This window comes from Arthrobacter cavernae (assembly GCF_017368795.1).
In the GTDB taxonomy this organism is placed as follows: Bacteria; Actinomycetota; Actinomycetes; order Actinomycetales; family Micrococcaceae; genus Arthrobacter; species Arthrobacter cavernae.
This window is the reverse complement of the sequence record NZ_JAFNLL010000028.1, coordinates 78,746-94,662: the sequence shown is the minus strand read 5'-3', so window position 1 is coordinate 94,662 and position 15,917 is coordinate 78,746. Positions and strand designations below refer to the sequence as shown.

The window sequence follows — 15,917 nt, the reverse complement described above, 5'->3', positions numbered from 1 at the left end:
CAGGGCGTGGTTTAGACGTCCGCAGCGCGGGCCTTCAGAGCGCGGTCCACGCCGTCGCGGTTTTCCAGCATCATGCGGCGCAGGGCGGCGCTTTCCTCCGGAAGACCGGCAAGGAATTCGTCCGTGCGGTCCACGGTGGCCTGCGTGGTCAGCTGGGCAGGGTAGAGCCCGACGACGATCTGCTGGGCCAGCGCGTGGGTGCGGTCCTTCACGATCCCGGGCACGGCGTCGAAGTACTTCTCCGCGTAGGGTTCCAGGAGGGCCGTGTCTGCGACGCGCATGAAGCCGGTGACGGCGGAACCCTGCAGGGCGTTGGACAGCTCGCCCTTGACCACGACCGACTCCCAGGCCGCGGCCTTGGCCTCCGGCGTGGGGATGGCAGCCTTGGCCAGCGCGGCGGCGTTCTGCCCATTGGCGGTGTTGTCCCGCTCCAGTTCGGCGTCGATCCGCTCCTGCCCTTCACGTCCGCCGGCAACCAGGGCTGCGAGCAGCTCCCAGCGCATGTCCTGGTCCACGGTGAGGCCTTCGAGCGTGGCAGTGCCGTCCAACAGGGACTGGATGGTGTCCAGCTGCTGGCTGCTGCGGGCGAGCAGCGCGAAGGACTTGGCGAACTGCAGCTGTGCGTCGGAGCCGGCTTCCACCGTGGACGCGAGTTCCCAGAGCTTGTCCGCCGCGGCAACGGTGGCGGCGTCCTTGTGCTCCGCGGCCACGTAGTACGTCAGCGCAGTGGCGAGCTGGCGAAGCTGGACCAGGATCACTGAAGAATCGCTCTCGTGGGCAATGTTGGCCAGGATCAGCTCCGCGTAGCCGCGGGCCGGGGTTTCGCCGTCGCGGGCCGCATCCCAGGCCGAACCCCACACGAGGGTGCGGGGCAGGCTGGCGGCGAAGTCCTTCAGGTGCTCCTTGGCCGTGGTCAGGGATGCGGGGTCGAGCCGGACCTTGGCGTAGGCGAGGTCGTCGTCGTTGAGCAGGATCAGCTCCGGGCGCTTCATCCCCGCCAGCGCAGGCACCTCGGTGCGGGCGCCGTCGACGTCGAGCTCTTCGCGGTGCACGCGCTCGAGCTTGCCGTTCGCGGAGACGTTGTAGAAGCCCACCGCCAGGCGGTGCGGGCGCAGGGTGGGCTGGTCCTCGATGGCGGACTGCAGGATCGTGAACGAGGCGATGGTGCCGTCGTCGTCCACTGAGATCTCCGGGGTCAGAGTGTTGACGCCGGCCGTTTCGAGCCAGAGCTTGCCCCAGACACCCAGGTCGCGGCCGCTGGCAGCTTCGAGCTCCACCATCAGGTCGGTGAGCTCGGTGTTCCGCCAAGCATGCTTCTGGAAGTAGGCACGCACGCCGGACATGAACTCTTCGGGGCCCACCCAGGCCACCAGCTGCCGCAGCACGGAGGCGCCCTTGGCGTAGGTGATGCCGTCGAAGTTGACCTCGACGTCTTCGAGGTTATTGATTTCGGCGAAGATCGGGTGGGTGGTGGGCAGCTGGTCCTGGCGGTAGGCCCAGGACTTCTCCACGGAGGCGAAGGTGGTCCAGGCGCGGTCGAAGGCGGTGTTCTCCACGGCGGCCAGATGGGACATGTATTCGGCAAAAGACTCGTTGAGCCACAGATCGTTCCACCAGCGCATGGTCACCAGGTCCCCGAACCACATGTGGGCGAGTTCGTGCAGCACGGTGATGGCTCGGCGTTCCACCTGGGCTCCGGTGACCTTGCCGCGGAAGACGTAGCCTTCCAGGATGGTCACGGCGCCCGCGTTTTCCATGGCGCCCGCGTTGAATTCGGGCACGAAGAGCTGGTCGTACTTTTCGAACGGGTAAGGGCAGTCGAATTGCGCCTCGAAGAACGCAAAGCCCTGCCGCGTGAGCTCGAAGATGTTCTCGGCGTCGAGGTACTGCATGAGGGACTTGCGCGCGAACACGCCAAGGGGGACCACCCGGCCGTCGGCGCTGGTGACCTCGCTGCGGACGGCCTGGTACGGGCCCGCGATCAGCGCGGTGACATAGGAGGACAACCGCGGCGTGGGCGTGAATTCCCAGACAGAACGGGCACCACCGTCGTCCCCGGGAGTGGTTTCCACCGGGGCCGGGGTGGGGGAGTTGGAGATGACATCCCAGTGCGAGGGCGCGGTGACCCGGAACGTGAATGCCGCCTTGAGGTCGGGCTGTTCGAACACGGCGAACATGCGCCGCGCATCCGGCACTTCGAACTGCGTGTAGAGATAGACCTCGCCGTCCACGGGGTCCACGAAGCGGTGCAGGCCCTCGCCGGTGTTCATGTACGGGGCGTCGGCGACGACCGTCAGCTCGTTCACGGCGGCAAGCTCCGGGAGGTGGATGCGGATGCCGTCAGACACCTCGGCAGGGTCCAGTTCGGTGCCGTTCAGCGTGACGCTGTGGACAGTATCGGTGACGGCGTCGATGAAGCTGGACGATCCGGGCACAGCGGAGAACTTGACGACGGTGGTGGAGCCGAAGACCGTCGCGCCCTTCGTGAGATCAAGGGTGACATCGTAGGACTCGACGTTGAGCAGTTCCGCACGCTGGGCGGCTTCGGCGCGCGTCAGATTAAGGCCTGGCAAGTGGTGCCTCCAGTGGGTTCGGTGTGCCGGCAGGCGGTGGCCCTCGCCGGTGGTGTGAAGTCATTCTTTCACTAGTACGGCCGTTGGCAAGGTGGGTGGATCACAGTGTCGCAACTCGGGGGTAGCGTTGAATCATGGGAACATTCCGAGACTCGTTGGACCTCCGGGCGCTGCGTTTCGCCGTGGGGTTTCCACTGCTGCTGGCGCTGGGCTTCGTGGTGTCTGCCCTGATGATCCGCCGTGACCTTCCGGATCCGGTGGCCGTCATGTGGAACGCCGACGGCGGCAGTTCCTTCGCCCCCTTCGGTGCCTATGTGGCCGGAGCGGGAAGCCTGATCGCCGTGGTGGGCTGGCTCGTCTTCCTCCAGGCCGTCCCGCTCGCTCGGCCCGTGGCAATGCGCCGCATCATGATGGGGTTGGGCCTGATGATGAGCCTGTTTGTCACCTCGGTGGCGGCCGCCGGCCTCGTGGGACAGTCGGGCTTGCCGGATGCGCGCCTGTCCCATGTGGACGCCACGGTGCTGGCACTGGGCAGTGGCGCGGCACTCTCCCTGGGCGTGGTCATGGCCTTCGCCTTCAAGCCGGATGAGCACTGGACCGCGGAAGACGACCTCGCCCTGGAAGCCGAGCGGATCCTCCGCGAGGACCCCGCCCTGGCCGGGGATTCCCTGCGGCTGTGGGTGCATGCCCGCAGTTCGGTGTTCGTGATGATTGTGGTGGCCGGGCTGTTCCCGGCCGTGCTGATCGCTGTCGCGGTGCCGTGGCTGGGCGGGCTGGTGGCCCTGGCTGCACTTCTCGGCGCCGGTTTTCTCTTCGCCAGGGTGCGCGCGGACCGGGGCGGGCTGGAGGTTTTCGCCGGTGGCGTGCTGAAGGTGCTGACGGTTCCCGCGGTGGACATCGCCGGCGCGGCGGCGGCGGATGTCAAGGCTGCCGACTTCGGTGGCTGGGGCTGGCGGCACCACGACGACGCCACGGCCATGCTCGTCAGCAGCGGCCCCGCCGTCGTCGTCCGCAAACTCAACGGACGCCGCGTCGCCCTGAGTGCCGGAGACCCTGCCACGGCCGATGAACTTGCCGGCATCCTGAACAGGGCCGCCGCGCGGGCGCACGGCCCCGGGCTAGCCTAGTAACCTAGGAAACGCATCCCACACCGCCGCGCCCGGCCAGGGGCCGCATCGGCGCGCCAGAACGAATGGACTTCCCGTGACCACACCCCGCGTCCACATTGCCACGGACCACGCAGGCATGGAGCTCAGCGCCCACCTGGTAAGCCACCTCGCCGCCAAGGGCTACGACGTGGTGGACCACGGACCCAAGGAATACGACGCCCTGGACGACTACCCGTCGTTCTGCATCAACGCAGCACTCGCCGTCGTCGCCGACCAGGAAGCCGGCGTCCACGCGCTCGGCATCGTCCTGGGCGGCTCCGGCAACGGCGAGCAGATCGCCGCCAACAAGGTCAAGGGCGTCCGCGCTGCGCTGGCCTGGAACCTGTCCACCGCAAAGCTGGCCCGCGAGCACAACGACGCCAACGTCATCGCCGTCGGCGGCCGCCAGCACAGCGTGGAGGAAGCCACCGAACTCATCGAGGCCTTCCTGCAGGAGCCGTTCAGCAACGACGAACGCCACGTTCGCCGCATCGGCAAGATCGCCGTCTACGAAACCACCGGCGAAGTCGTCGCATAGTGCCTGAAGGGCATTCCGTACACCGCCTGGCACGCCAGTTCCAGGACGTATTCGGCGGCCGGCGGCTGGACGTTTCCAGCCCGCAGGGGCGGTTCAGCGCCGGCGCCGGCCTGCTCAGCGGGCACACCATGGTGGAGGCCATGGCCCATGGCAAGCAGATGTTCCTGCGTTTCGACCATGGCCTCATCCTCCACGTCCACCTGGGCCTCTACGGTGCCTGGAACTTCGGCGGGGACGAGTCCTTCCGCGGTGCCTCGAGCATCGGCGCACCGCGGCGGATCGGCGAGCGCGAATCGGCTTCTGACGCCGCCGCGGGCTCCTACCAGGGGCCGCCCGAACCCGTCGGAGCGGTCCGGGTCCGGCTCGTCTCGGACCATGGCTGGGCCGATCTGCGCGGGGCTACCACCTGTGCTGCGGTCACCGAAGCCGAGGCTCAGGCCGTGCTGGACCGGCTCGGGCCGGATCCGCTGCGCAATGCCCCGGGCGACCGGGAGGAATTCCTGCGGCGCCTCCGCCGCCGCAGGACCGCCGTCGGGCTGCTGCTGATGGACCAGGCCATCCTGGCTGGCGTCGGGAACATCTACCGGGCCGAGGTCCTCTTCCGGCAGCGGGTGGACCCGTGGACCCCGGGGGCCGCGATCGATGCCGGAACGGCGGAACGCATCTGGGAGGACACCGTCCTGGCCATGTCCGACGGCGTCCGTGACGGACGGATTGTTACGACGCCCCCGGACGTGTGGAGTGCCGGTACCGAAGTACCGCACGACGACGAAGCCCATTATGTCTACAAGCGGCAGGGCCAGCCCTGCCGCAGTTGCGGGACGGCTGTGGGCCTGGCCGAGATCGGGGCGCGCAAGCTGTACTGGTGCCCCGGCTGCCAGACGGATCCCGGCACTACACCTCACACCGGTGCAGGAATTCCCTAAGCGCATGCGCGTAGCGCTCGGGCTCTTCAAGATGGGGTAGGTGGCTGCTCTCCTCGAAGATCACCAATTCGGATCCGGGTACGAGGCTTTGGTAGAACTTCGTATCCTCCGGCCGCGTCTCGTCATAGCGCCCGCATATGAACAGGGTAGGGATGGTCAGTCCACCGAGACGATCCGTGATGTCGTAGTCCTTGTGGATGCCTGTAATAACAAATTCGTTCGGCCCTTGCATTCGGTCATAAATGGTTTGGTTCAGCTGACCGAATGTACGCATCAGCGAATCCGGCCAGGGATCCAGTCGGCAGAGATGTCGCCGATAGAACTCCATCGTTGCGTCCTCGTACTCCTCGGAGTCAGTGGTGCCGGCGGCCTCGTGGCGGTCCAGGACGGCCTGCACATCGGCGGGAAGGGCTGCGCGGAGTGCCGCGGCGCCGGCCGCATAGCGCGGAATGCTTAGGCAGGGATCGGACAGGACCAGGCTCGCTAGCCGCTCCGGCGATCGCAGGGCATATTCGGCCGCGACGATTGTCCCCCAGGATTGGCCCAGCAAGTGCACTCCAGATAGTCCCAGAGCGTCGAGGACCGTAGCCAGCTCGTCGACTAATCTGTCATTTGTCCAAAGACTCAGATCATCCGGGGCATCCGACTTTCCGGCACCAAGCTGGTCATAGAACACGACCTTCCGTTCGTCCGCGAGAGCCTCCAGCGGTTCCAGATAGTCGTGCGTGGCTCCCGGGCCGCCGTGGATGGTAACAAGCGGATTTTGCATTCCGTCGCCTACCACTTGATACCAGACCCGGCCACCGCGGACCTCAACGTAGCCGTCGCTCACGTGCAAATCAGCATTCACTGTGCCTCCAACGAGAGTGGCTAAAGGGAACGGCAGTTTCGTCCCCAAGTAGACTCCGCAGCATAGGTGGTGTCAATCCTTAACTTGGCGTGCAGAGAGGCCCGCCATTTCCGGATGCCGCATCGGGGGCCAACCCCGTAGGCGGCGTGTGAAGGTCGCATGTCTCTACGAGGATGGGCCAAGACTCGTCTCCGAGGTGCCTCCACTTAGTGCAGACGACTTTGGGCATTCCGTGCAGACGACTTCGGAAAATGACAGCCAACGCCAGAACTGAACGCCAACGCAAGAAGGGCCCCTTGCTGAGGGGCCCTTCTTTGTGGAGGGGACGACGGGAATCGAACCCGCGTAATCAGTTTGGAAGACTGAGGCTTTACCATTAAGCTACGTCCCCGGGGTCAACCGCATGGCACCCTGGAGGCGTTCCTGCGATCTTTCCGGCGGCTGTTGAAGCCGGGTATAACTAAACCGAATTCGGCTGCGGCTGTCAAATGTGCATTCACGGCTCGCTTGCCCGTAGACTGTCCTGTGCATTCACGGGGTGTAGCTCAGCTTGGCTAGAGCGCCTGCTTTGGGAGCAGGAAGTCGCAGGTTCAAATCCTGTCACCCCGACTCTGTGCATGTGTTCCGATTCGGAAAACAGCAGAACCCCATACCCACAAAACCAGGAGTACTTAGACTGTGAAGAGCGCTGTCGAGAACCTCACCGCCACGCGGGTCAAGCTCAACGTTGAGGTTCCCTTTGAGGAACTGAAGCCGAGCATCGATGCCGCTTACAAGACCGTTGCTTCGCAGATCCAGGTCCCCGGATTCCGCAAGGGCAAGGTTCCCACCAAGCTGATCGACCAGCGCGTCGGCCGCGGCTACGTTCTGGAAACGGCCATCAACGATGGCCTCAACGGCTGGTACCAGGCCGCTGTCCAGGAAACCGGCGTTCGCCCGCTGAGCCGTCCCGAAGTTGAGATCACCGAGGTTCCGGACCCGTCCGCAACCGACGGCGAGCTCAAGTTCCAGGTCGAGATCGACGTCCGTCCGGAAATCGAACTCCCGGACTACGCCGGCATCAAGGTCGAGGTTGCTGCAGCCGAATCCTCCGACGCCGACGTCGACACGGCCCTTGACGAACTGCGCGGCCGTTTCGGGACGCTCAAGACCGTCGAGCGTCCCGCCAAGAACGACGACTTCCTGACGATCGACATCACCGCCACGATCGACGGCGCTGACATCGACTCCGCAACCGGCCTGTCCTACCAGGTTGGCGCCGGCACCATGCTGGAAGGCCTCGACGAGGCCGTTTCCGGCCTGTCTGCCGAAGAAGAAGCAATCTTCGACACCACGCTGGTCGGCGGCGACCACGCCGGCGAAGCAGCGCAGGTCAAGGTTGTCGTCAAGGCTGTCAAGGAGCGCGAGCTTCCCGAGGCCAACGACGACTTCGCCCAGCTGGCTTCCGAGTTCGACACCCTTGCCGAGCTGCGCGAAGACCTCGCCAAGCAGGCCGCTGAGTCCAAGGTTGTCGGCCAGGGCGTCGAAGCCCGCGACAAGGTCCTGGACAAGCTCGTCGAGCTCGTTGAGGTTCCCGTGCCGGACTCGGTCGTTGCCGAGCAGATCGAAGCGCACTTCAGCCCGGAAAACTCCCACGGCGAAGGTGACCACGACACCGAGGAGCACCGCGCCGAGGTCAAGGCCAACACCGAGCGCGCCTTCCAGAACGAAGTCATCCTGGACGCCATCGCGGACAAGGAAGAAGTCGGTGTCAGCCAGAACGAGCTGATCGACTACATCGTCACCACCGCCAGCCAGTACGGCATGGACCCGAACCAGTTCGCCCAGATCGTCGATCAGGGCGGCCAGGTTCCCATGATGGTTTCCGAGGTCCGCCGCCGCAAGGCTCTGGCAGTGGTTCTGGGCCAGGCTGAGGTTGTTGACTCCGAGGGCAACAAGGTCGACCTGAGCGACTTCGTCCGCCCCGCAGGTGAAGTAGCCGAAGAGGCTCCCGCTGTCGAAGAAGCAGAAGAAGCAGAGACCGTCGCCAGCGACGATCCCGCAGCTGTGAAGTTCTAGCAGTACGGCCTGCCGCCCCCGGATCCCTGGATCCGGGGGCGGCTTGCTTTAACGCCGTAATGGCGGCGCTCCGGAGTGCTTCGGCAATCGTGCGCCGTCAGCGAACAGCGCGTTTCCGGAGAACAAATCGCCTCCGGAAACGGTTAGTGTCCAAGTAGTGAAGTTCAGTGATGTCACTGGCACCAGCGAGAGGTAAGTACTTATGTCACAGCACGCAGCGGCTCCCCGGATGGCAACTGTCGATCCGGCAGCCCAGGACAACTACATCTACAACCGCCTGCTGAAGGAGCGCATCATCTGGCTCGGCTCCGAAGTCCGTGACGAGAACGCCAACGCCATTTGCTCCCAGCTCCTCCTGCTCTCGGCCGAAGACCCGGACAAGGACATCTACCTGTACATCAACTCTCCCGGCGGCTCCGTCACAGCAGGCATGGCCATCTACGACACCATGCAGTTCATCCCGAACGATGTCGTCACCGTGGCCACCGGCCTGGCAGCCTCCATGGGCCAGTTCCTGCTGTCCTCCGGCACCAAGGGCAAGCGCTACGCCACGCCCAACGCCCGCATCCTGATGCACCAGCCCTCCGGCGGCATTGGCGGCACCGCCTCGGACATCAAGATCCAGGCAGAGCTCATCCTGCACATGAAGAAGGTCATGGCCGAGCTGACGGCCGAACAGACCGGCCAGACCGTGGAGACCATCCTCAAGGACAACGACCGCGACAAGTGGTTCACGGCCACCGAGGCGCTCGAGTACGGCTTCTTCGACAAGATCTCGGCCCACGCAGGCTCCGTGGCCGGCGGCGGAGGAACCCAGAACGCATCGAACTCCGCGAAGTAACCGGCACCAAGAACCACTGAAAACCAGGAGCAATGAAATGAACTACAACTTCGGATGGTCTGCCGGCAACCTCCCGTCCAGCCGCTACGTCCTGCCCCAGTTCGAAGAGCGCACCCCGTACGGCTTCAAGCGCCAGGACCCGTACACCAAGCTGTTCGAGGACCGCATCATCTTCCTGGGTGTCCAGGTCGACGACGCCTCGGCTGACGACGTCATGGCCCAGCTGCTGGTGCTCGAGTCCACCGACCCGGACCGTGACATCACGCTGTACATCAACTCGCCGGGCGGCTCCTTCACCGCCATGACGGCGATCTACGACACCATGCAGTACATCCGCCCCGAGATCCAGACCGTGTGCCTCGGCCAGGCGGCAAGCGCCGCTGCCGTGCTGCTCGCGGCCGGAACCCCCGGCAAGCGCCTCGCACTGCCGAACGCCCGCGTCCTGATCCACCAGCCGGCCCTCTCCGGCGGCCAGGGTGGCCAGGCCTCGGACCTTGAGATCCAGGCTGCGGAAGTCATGCGCATGCGCTCCTGGCTTGAGGACACGCTGGCGCACCACTCGGGCCGCACGTCCGAGCAGGTCAGCAACGACATCGAGCGGGACAAGATCCTCACGGCCGCCGAGGCCATGGACTACGGCCTGATCGACCAGGTGCTGGATTCGCGCAAGATCAAGCCCCAGGCGATCGCCAGGTAGCAAGCAGAAACGACGCCGGTGCGGTTCACGAAATATGGACCGCATCGGCGTTCTGTTTCAACCCAAGCCGCCCATTGTGACCTAGAGTGGAACTTGTCACGGTGGTGCCACCCCGCGGCAGCGCCGCGCACCTGGGCGCAGGCACTAGGCGCACCACCAGCTTGAAACGAAGGGATTCACACATGGCTCGGATTGGCGAGAGCACGGATCTGCTGAAGTGTTCTTTCTGCGGAAAGAGCCAAAAGCAGGTACGGAAGCTGATTGCCGGGCCCGGCGTCTACATCTGCGACGAATGCATTGAGCTCTGCAACGAGATCATTGAGGAAGAGCTCGCGGAAGTATCGGATCTGGGCAGCTTTGAGTTGCCGAAGCCGCGTGAAATCTTCGACTTCCTCCAGGAATACGTCATCGGCCAGGAACCCGCCAAGCGCTCCCTCGCCGTCGCGGTCTACAACCACTACAAGCGCATCCAGGCCGGGCACGCCCCCAAGACCGGCAGCCTCGGCGAGGGCGCCCACCACGAGGACGTGGAGATCGCCAAGTCCAACATCCTGCTCATCGGCCCCACCGGCTGCGGCAAGACCTACCTCGCGCAGACCCTGGCCCGCCGGCTCAACGTGCCGTTCGCCGTCGCCGATGCCACCGCCCTGACGGAAGCCGGCTATGTGGGCGAGGACGTGGAGAACATCCTCCTCAAACTGATCCAGGCTGCCGACTACGACGTCAAGAAGGCCGAACAGGGCATCATCTACATCGACGAGATCGACAAGATCTCGCGCAAGAGCGAAAACCCCTCCATCACCCGCGATGTATCGGGCGAGGGCGTGCAGCAGGCGCTGCTGAAGATCCTCGAAGGCACGGTCGCCTCGGTGCCGCCGCAGGGCGGCCGCAAACACCCCCATCAGGAATTCATCCAGATCGACACCACCAATGTGCTCTTCATCGTCGCCGGTGCCTTCGCCGGACTGGAAGACATCATCGGTTCGCGTTCGGGACGCAAGGGAATCGGCTTCGGTGCCCCGCTCAACGAGGTCCGGGACAACGTGGACACCTACGGCGAGGTCATGCCCGAGGACCTGCTGAAGTTCGGCCTCATCCCGGAATTCATCGGCCGCCTCCCGGTCATCACCACGGTCTCCAACCTTGACCGCCCTGCCCTGATCCAGATCCTCTCCAAGCCCAAGAACGCCCTGGTCAAGCAGTACCAGAAGATGTTCCAACTGGATGGGGTGGAGCTGTTGTTCGACGACGACGCCCTGGACGCCATTGCCGACCAGGCCCTGGAACGCGGAACCGGCGCCCGTGGCCTGCGCGCCATCATGGAAGAAGTGCTGCTTCCGGTTATGTTCGATCTGCCCAGCCGCGACGACATCGCCAGCGTAGTCATCACGGCGGACGTGGTTTCCAAGAAGGCGCAGCCCACCATGGTCGCGCACGAAGTCGCAGCCAAGCGCCGGAATAAGTCCGCCTGAGCTCCGGTTGGCATAGTCGGGGCTGGACACCTGTCCGTCCGGCCGCCTGCGCCGCCCCCTGACGTCCTATCCGAGGAGTTCCCTGTGCCCGAGCAGACTGCAAACAAAGCCGATTTCTGGTTCGACCCCCTGTGCCCGTTCGCGTGGGTGACGTCCCGCTGGATCGGCGAGGTTGAGGAGGTTCGGGGCATTGAGACCGACTGGCACGTCATGAGCCTGTCCGTCCTCAACGAAGGCCGCGAACTGCCGGCGGAGTACCGCGAGAAGATGGACCTCGGCTGGGGTCCCGTCCGCGTCATCATCGCCGCCCAGGAGCTGCACGGCAGCCAGTACATCAAGCCCTTGTACGACTCCATGGGCACCCAGATCCACCACGAAGGCACCAAGGACTTTGCCGCCGTCATCTCCAAGGCGCTGGCCGAGACCGGTCTTCCGGCCGAACTGGCCAGCTACGCCGACTCCGAGGAATTCGACGCCCAGCTGCGTTCCAGCCACGAGGCCGGCATCTCCCTGGTTGGCCAGGACGTCGGAACCCCCGTGGTTGCCGTCAACGGCACGGCGTTCTTCGGTCCGGTTCTCACGCGCATCCCGCGCGGTGAAGAGGCCGGCCGGATCTGGGACGCCGCCGTCACCCTGGCCGGCTACCCGCACTTCTTCGAGCTCAAGCGCAGCCGCACCGAAAGCCCTGAATTCAACTAGCCGCGCCGACTCCGGAACGCGGCAAGGGCCCTTGGAGAACTACAGGACTGTAGTTCTCCAAGGGCCCTTGCGCATGTGTGTGGCCCGTACCACAATGGAACTTACCCACTTCGAAAGAAGCGGGACGCGGAAACCAAAGATTCAGTGATATGCATTCAACGCAGCCTTCGGCAAAGTTAGATGCAAGCTATCTGTGACGAGGTAGGAAGACCTGAAATTCCGAGGATTCCGCCAGACTGTCAAGCCGTCACCGGACAGCCGAAAAGTCGAAGCCCCACCAACGGCGAAACGCTGATGGGGCTTCCCCTTTGCCCGAAAACTTCCGGGCCCCGCTCTAGGCCTGGCCGGGCTCCTCGGCCTGAGCCAGCACCACATCGCTGACCATCAGCTCGCCCTCGCCGGACTGCAGGGTGATTTCCTGCGCGTTGGCCGCTGCCTTGAGGTCGCCGAGGCCCGCCTTGAGCTGGGCCACCAAGGACTCGTTGGCCGTGATGGTCGCGGAGAGCACTCCGGTGCGCTGCTTGACCTTGGCCTCGGACTTGGCCTTGCGGATGCCGCTCAGCGCAATGCCAACAGTGCCCAGCATGGTGGTGTCGCCGTCGGCGATTTCCAGCGCTGCCGGCCAGGCGGCGCGGTGCACCGAACCCGTGCGCCACCAGCCCCATACCTCTTCGGTGGCGAAGGGCAGGAATGGTGCGAACAGGCGCAGCAGGGTGTCCAGTGCGGTGGCCAGGGCAGCCAACACCGAGGCCTGCTCGGTCTCGCCGGCAGCACCGTAGGCGCGGTCCTTGATGAGCTCGACGTAGTCGTCCGTGAACTGCCAGAAGAACGATTCGCTGATCTGCAGGGCGCGGGCGTAGTCGTAGTTCTCGAACGCCTTGGTGGACTGGGCCACCACATCGGCCAGTTGGGCCAGGAGCGCCCGGTCCAGCGGGTTGGTCAGCACCGAGAGGTCCGCGGAGACCACCGAGTTCTCGGTGGCGCCCAGGTTCAGCACAAACTTGGAGGCGTTGAGCAGCTTGATGGCCAGGCGGCGGCCGATCTTCATCTGTGCGATCTCGTAGGCGGTGTCGGCGCCGAGCTTGGCCGAAGCAGCCCAGTAGCGCACGGCGTCCGAGCCGAATTCGTCCAGCACGTCCGTGGGTACAACCGCATTGCCCTTGGACTTGGACATCTTCTTGCGGTCAGGGTCCAGGATCCAGCCGGAGATCGCGGCATGCTTCCACGGCGCGTTCTTCTGCAGGGCGTCGGCGCGGACGGCGGAGGAGAACAGCCAGGTGCGGATGATGTCGTGGCCCTGCGGGCGGAGGTCGAACGGGTAGACCTTGGCGAACAGCTCCTCGTCACGGCTCCAGCCACCCACGATCTGCGGGGTCAGGGAAGACGTGGCCCAGGTGTCCAGCACATCGGCGTCGCCGGTGAAGCCGTTGGGCTGCTCGCGCTGGGACTCGTCGAAGCCGGGCGCGGCGTCCGCAGCGGGGTCCACAGGGAGCATCTCGTCCGAGGGCAGCACAGGGTTCTCGTAGTCCGGGTTGCCCTGGGCATCCAGCGGGTACCAGACCGGGATCGGCACGCCGAAGAAGCGCTGGCGGGAGACGAGCCAGTCACCGTTCAGGCCGGCGATCCAGTTCTCGTAGCGGGAGCGCATGAAGGACGGGTGGAAGTTGATTTCCTGTCCACGGCCGATCAGGCGGTCGCGGCGTTCCTCATCGCGGCCGCCGTTGCGGATGTACCACTGGCGGGAGGTGACAACTTCGAGGGGCTTGTCGCCCTTTTCGAAGAAATTCACCGGGTGGGTCATCTTCTTGGGCTCGCCATCCAGCAGTCCGGCGCCGTTCAGCAGCTCCACCACGGCTTCCTTGGCGGAGAACGCGGTCTTGCCGGCGATCGCGGCGTAGGCTTCCCGGCCGGCGTCGGTGGTGATCCACTCGGGGGTGTCGGCAATGATGCGGCCGTCGCGGCCCATGATGGCCCGGGTGGGAAGCTGCAGTTCGCGCCACCAGGTGACGTCGGTCAGGTCGCCGAAGGTGCAGACCATCGCGATTCCGGAGCCCTTGTCTGCCTTGGCGAGCGGGTGTGCCTTGACCTCAAGCTCGACGTCGAACAGGGGGGACGTCACGGTCTTGCCGAACAGCGGCTGGAAACGCTCGTCGTCGGGGTTTGCCACCAGCGCGGCACACGCGGCGAGCAGTTCCGGGCGCGTGGTTTCGACGTAGATCTTCTCGCCCTCGGCGGTGAAGAACGGGTAGCGGTAGTACGCGCCGGCCACCTCGCGGTCCTCGAGCTCGGCCTGCGCGACGGCGGTGCGGAACGTCACGTCCCACAGCGTGGGGGCTTCTGCCATGTAGGCGTCACCAGCGGCCAGGTTGGCGAGGAAGGCGCGCTGGGACACGGCACGGGAGGTGTCGTCGATGGTGCGGTACGTCAGGTCCCAGTCGACGGACAGGCCGAGGGTCTGGAAGAGATTCTCGAAGACCTTCTCGTCCTCCACGGCCAGTTCCTCGCAGAGCTCAATGAAGTTCTGCCGGGAGACGACGTCGAAGTCGTGCTGGTTCTTCGCTGGCTGTGCGGGCGGACGGTAGTCGGCGTTGTAGGGGATGGCCGGATCGCAGCGGACGCCGTAGTAGTTCTGCACACGGCGCTCGGTGGGCAGGCCGTTGTCGTCCCAGCCCATCGGGTAAAAGACGTTCTTGCCGGTCATGCGCATGTAGCGGGCTTGGACATCGGTGTGCGTGAAGGAGAACATGTGGCCCACGTGGAGCGAGCCCGATGCCGTCGGCGGGGGAGTGTCGATCGAGTAGACCTGTTCCCGGGTGGTGTCCGGGTTGAACTTGTAGGTTCCTTCGTCAAGCCAGCGCTGCGTCAGAGCAGCCTCGAGGCCCTCGAGGGCCGGCTTGTCGGGAACGTTGATGGGGGCGGTGGCGGGCGTGTCTGTACCCTGCGTTGATTCAGCCATGGGCCAATTGTTTCATGGCCCCCTATATTCCGCGGCACGCGGGTCTGCAGTAGCATGCGCCCATGACCGGGGTGAGGGATGTTTTGGTGATCAAACGCATCTATGACGAGGTGGCCGACGACGACGGCTACCGGGTTCTGGTCGACCGGCTCTGGCCGCGCGGGGTGTCCAAGGAACGCGCCCGCCTGGACCTGTGGCTGAAGGACATCGCCCCCTCGCCGCCGCTGCGGACGGAGTTCGCGCACATGCAGGAACGGTTCGGGGACTTCCGGGTGCAATACGAGGCCGAACTGGAGGACAACCCTGCTGTCGAAACCCTCCTGGACCTGGCCGCGAACAATCCGCGGGTCACGCTGCTCTACGGGGCCCGCGACCCCGAGACCAACCACGCCAGGGTGCTGCTGGAGTTCCTGCTGGGCCAGACTCATCCAGGGCGGCGTGTGGAAAAGTGAAAGATCCGCCGAACAAGAGGTCCTTGCCGCGATGGGCGAGGATCGCCGTCGTCGTTTATCTGTCGGTGACGGTTGCCGCTGTTGGGGCTGTGCTCGTCACTGGTTCCTTCGAAACGGGTCTGGATGCCGTGTTCCGTGAGCGGCTGATGCTGGCCGTGGTGGTTCTGACGCTGCCCGTTTCGGCGGCGTATTTCGCCGTGGCCTTCCTCGCTGATTCCTCGCGTCCGCCGTCGCCCGGTGTGTTGAGCCCGACGGCGGTTCTCCGTTACCTGGGATTCCTCGCCCTTGCGGTGGTCAACGCGGCATTGTTCCGGTGGATGATCCTGTCCATCCGGAAGCCGGTGCCGGCCGCCGCCGTGGCTGTCACTTTGCATCAGAACCCGGGTTTGGCGCTGCATGGGGTCACGCGGTACGTCCGGCACCTCCGGTGGACGGTACCCCTGGCAGTCTTGCTGAGCCTTCCGCAGTGGTTCGTGGCGGGTTTTGCCTGGTGCGGGATCAGCGGTTGCAGCGGCGGAGGGTTCGGGGTGTCCACCGGGACCGAATGGCTGGCGGTAACATTGAGCGCCGTGAACGGGTTCATGCTCGCCGTGGCTGTGTTCGCAGTGCCTTGGCTGTATCCCACGGGGAAGCGCGCCCTCATTGCCGTGGCGGCCGGAACGCTGTTCGGGCTCGTGGGAGCTGCAGTCACACACGGGTAGCACGGC

The 15,917-nt window shown here is 65.1% G+C and carries 13 protein-coding genes and 2 tRNA genes; 11 read left to right on the top strand and 4 right to left on the bottom strand.

Translation table 11 applies throughout. The annotated features are described in order from the left end of the window. Positions 1-11: 11 nt before the first annotated feature. Complete coding sequence (gene pepN / locus J1902_RS12325) at positions 12-2,573, bottom strand: aminopeptidase N (RefSeq protein WP_207616544.1); 2,562 nt, start codon at positions 2,571-2,573, stop codon at positions 12-14. A 134-nt stretch (positions 2,574-2,707) separates the two neighbouring features. On the opposite strand from pepN, the gene J1902_RS12320 reads away from it, so the two are divergent. From J1902_RS12320 to J1902_RS12310, 3 genes are all read left to right on the top strand, one after another. Next, the gene (locus tag J1902_RS12320; protein ID WP_207616543.1) at positions 2,708-3,700 is read left to right on the top strand and encodes a hypothetical protein; all 993 of its coding nucleotides are present in this window, start codon (positions 2,708-2,710) and stop codon (positions 3,698-3,700) included. 76 nt (positions 3,701-3,776) lie between these two features. After that, a complete protein-coding gene (locus J1902_RS12315; RefSeq protein ID WP_207616542.1) occupies positions 3,777-4,259 on the top strand; it encodes a ribose-5-phosphate isomerase in 483 nt (160 codons plus the stop codon). After that, entirely contained in the window at positions 4,259-5,185 is a 927-nt protein-coding gene (locus J1902_RS12310) for an Fpg/Nei family DNA glycosylase (RefSeq protein ID WP_207616541.1), read from the top strand. Before J1902_RS12315 ends, J1902_RS12310 begins: the two co-directional genes overlap by 1 nt. On the opposite strand, the gene J1902_RS12305 is transcribed toward J1902_RS12310, so the two are convergent. Together J1902_RS12305 and J1902_RS12300 are read right to left on the bottom strand one after the other, a co-directional pair. Further along, on the bottom strand, positions 5,154-6,017 hold the full coding sequence (locus J1902_RS12305) for a proline iminopeptidase-family hydrolase (protein ID WP_207616540.1): 864 nt from the start codon (positions 6,015-6,017) through the stop codon (positions 5,154-5,156). The genes J1902_RS12310 and J1902_RS12305 overlap by 32 nt on opposite strands. Before the next feature lie 335 nt (positions 6,018-6,352). Further along, positions 6,353-6,426: transfer RNA gene (locus tag J1902_RS12300), tRNA-Gly, on the bottom strand. Between the two features lie 143 nt (positions 6,427-6,569). Between J1902_RS12300 and J1902_RS12295 the strand changes: the two genes are divergently transcribed. The 6 genes from J1902_RS12295 (at position 6,570) to J1902_RS12270 (ending at position 11,802) form a co-directional block, all read left to right on the top strand. Continuing rightward, a tRNA-Pro gene (locus J1902_RS12295) sits at positions 6,570-6,644 on the top strand. 69 nt (positions 6,645-6,713) lie between these two features. After that, positions 6,714-8,093 (top strand): trigger factor, encoded by a 1,380-nt coding sequence (gene tig, locus J1902_RS12290; protein WP_207616539.1) that lies wholly within the window; start codon positions 6,714-6,716, stop codon positions 8,091-8,093. Positions 8,094-8,322: 229 nt separating this feature from the next. Then, positions 8,323-8,934, top strand: coding sequence for an ATP-dependent Clp protease proteolytic subunit (locus tag J1902_RS12285; RefSeq protein WP_207616562.1), 612 nt, complete (start codon positions 8,323-8,325; stop codon positions 8,932-8,934). A 37-nt stretch (positions 8,935-8,971) separates the two neighbouring features. Next, complete coding sequence (locus J1902_RS12280) at positions 8,972-9,631, top strand: ATP-dependent Clp protease proteolytic subunit (RefSeq protein ID WP_207616538.1); 660 nt, start codon at positions 8,972-8,974, stop codon at positions 9,629-9,631. A gap of 182 nt (positions 9,632-9,813) precedes the next feature. Further along, positions 9,814-11,103, top strand: a complete 1,290-nt coding sequence (gene clpX, locus J1902_RS12275) for an ATP-dependent Clp protease ATP-binding subunit ClpX (RefSeq protein WP_207616537.1) — start codon at positions 9,814-9,816, stop codon at positions 11,101-11,103. An 84-nt stretch (positions 11,104-11,187) separates the two neighbouring features. Beyond that, positions 11,188-11,802 carry a mycothiol-dependent nitroreductase Rv2466c family protein gene (locus tag J1902_RS12270; RefSeq protein WP_207616536.1) on the top strand — a complete coding sequence of 205 codons (615 nt, stop codon included), beginning with the start codon at positions 11,188-11,190 and terminating at the stop codon, positions 11,800-11,802. 334 nt (positions 11,803-12,136) lie between these two features. Here the strand turns inward: J1902_RS12270 and valS are convergent, their stop codons facing one another. Continuing rightward, entirely contained in the window at positions 12,137-14,758 is a 2,622-nt protein-coding gene (gene valS, locus J1902_RS12265) for a valine--tRNA ligase (protein WP_207616535.1), read from the bottom strand. A gap of 62 nt (positions 14,759-14,820) precedes the next feature. Between valS and J1902_RS12260 the strand changes: the two genes are divergently transcribed. Further along, positions 14,821-15,210 (top strand): DUF488 domain-containing protein, encoded by a 390-nt coding sequence (locus J1902_RS12260; RefSeq protein ID WP_207616534.1) that lies wholly within the window; start codon positions 14,821-14,823, stop codon positions 15,208-15,210. Beyond that, entirely contained in the window at positions 15,207-15,911 is a 705-nt protein-coding gene (locus J1902_RS12255) for a hypothetical protein (RefSeq protein ID WP_207616533.1), read from the top strand. The genes J1902_RS12260 and J1902_RS12255 overlap by 4 nt, the downstream gene beginning before the upstream one ends. Positions 15,912-15,917: the final 6 nt, after the last annotated feature.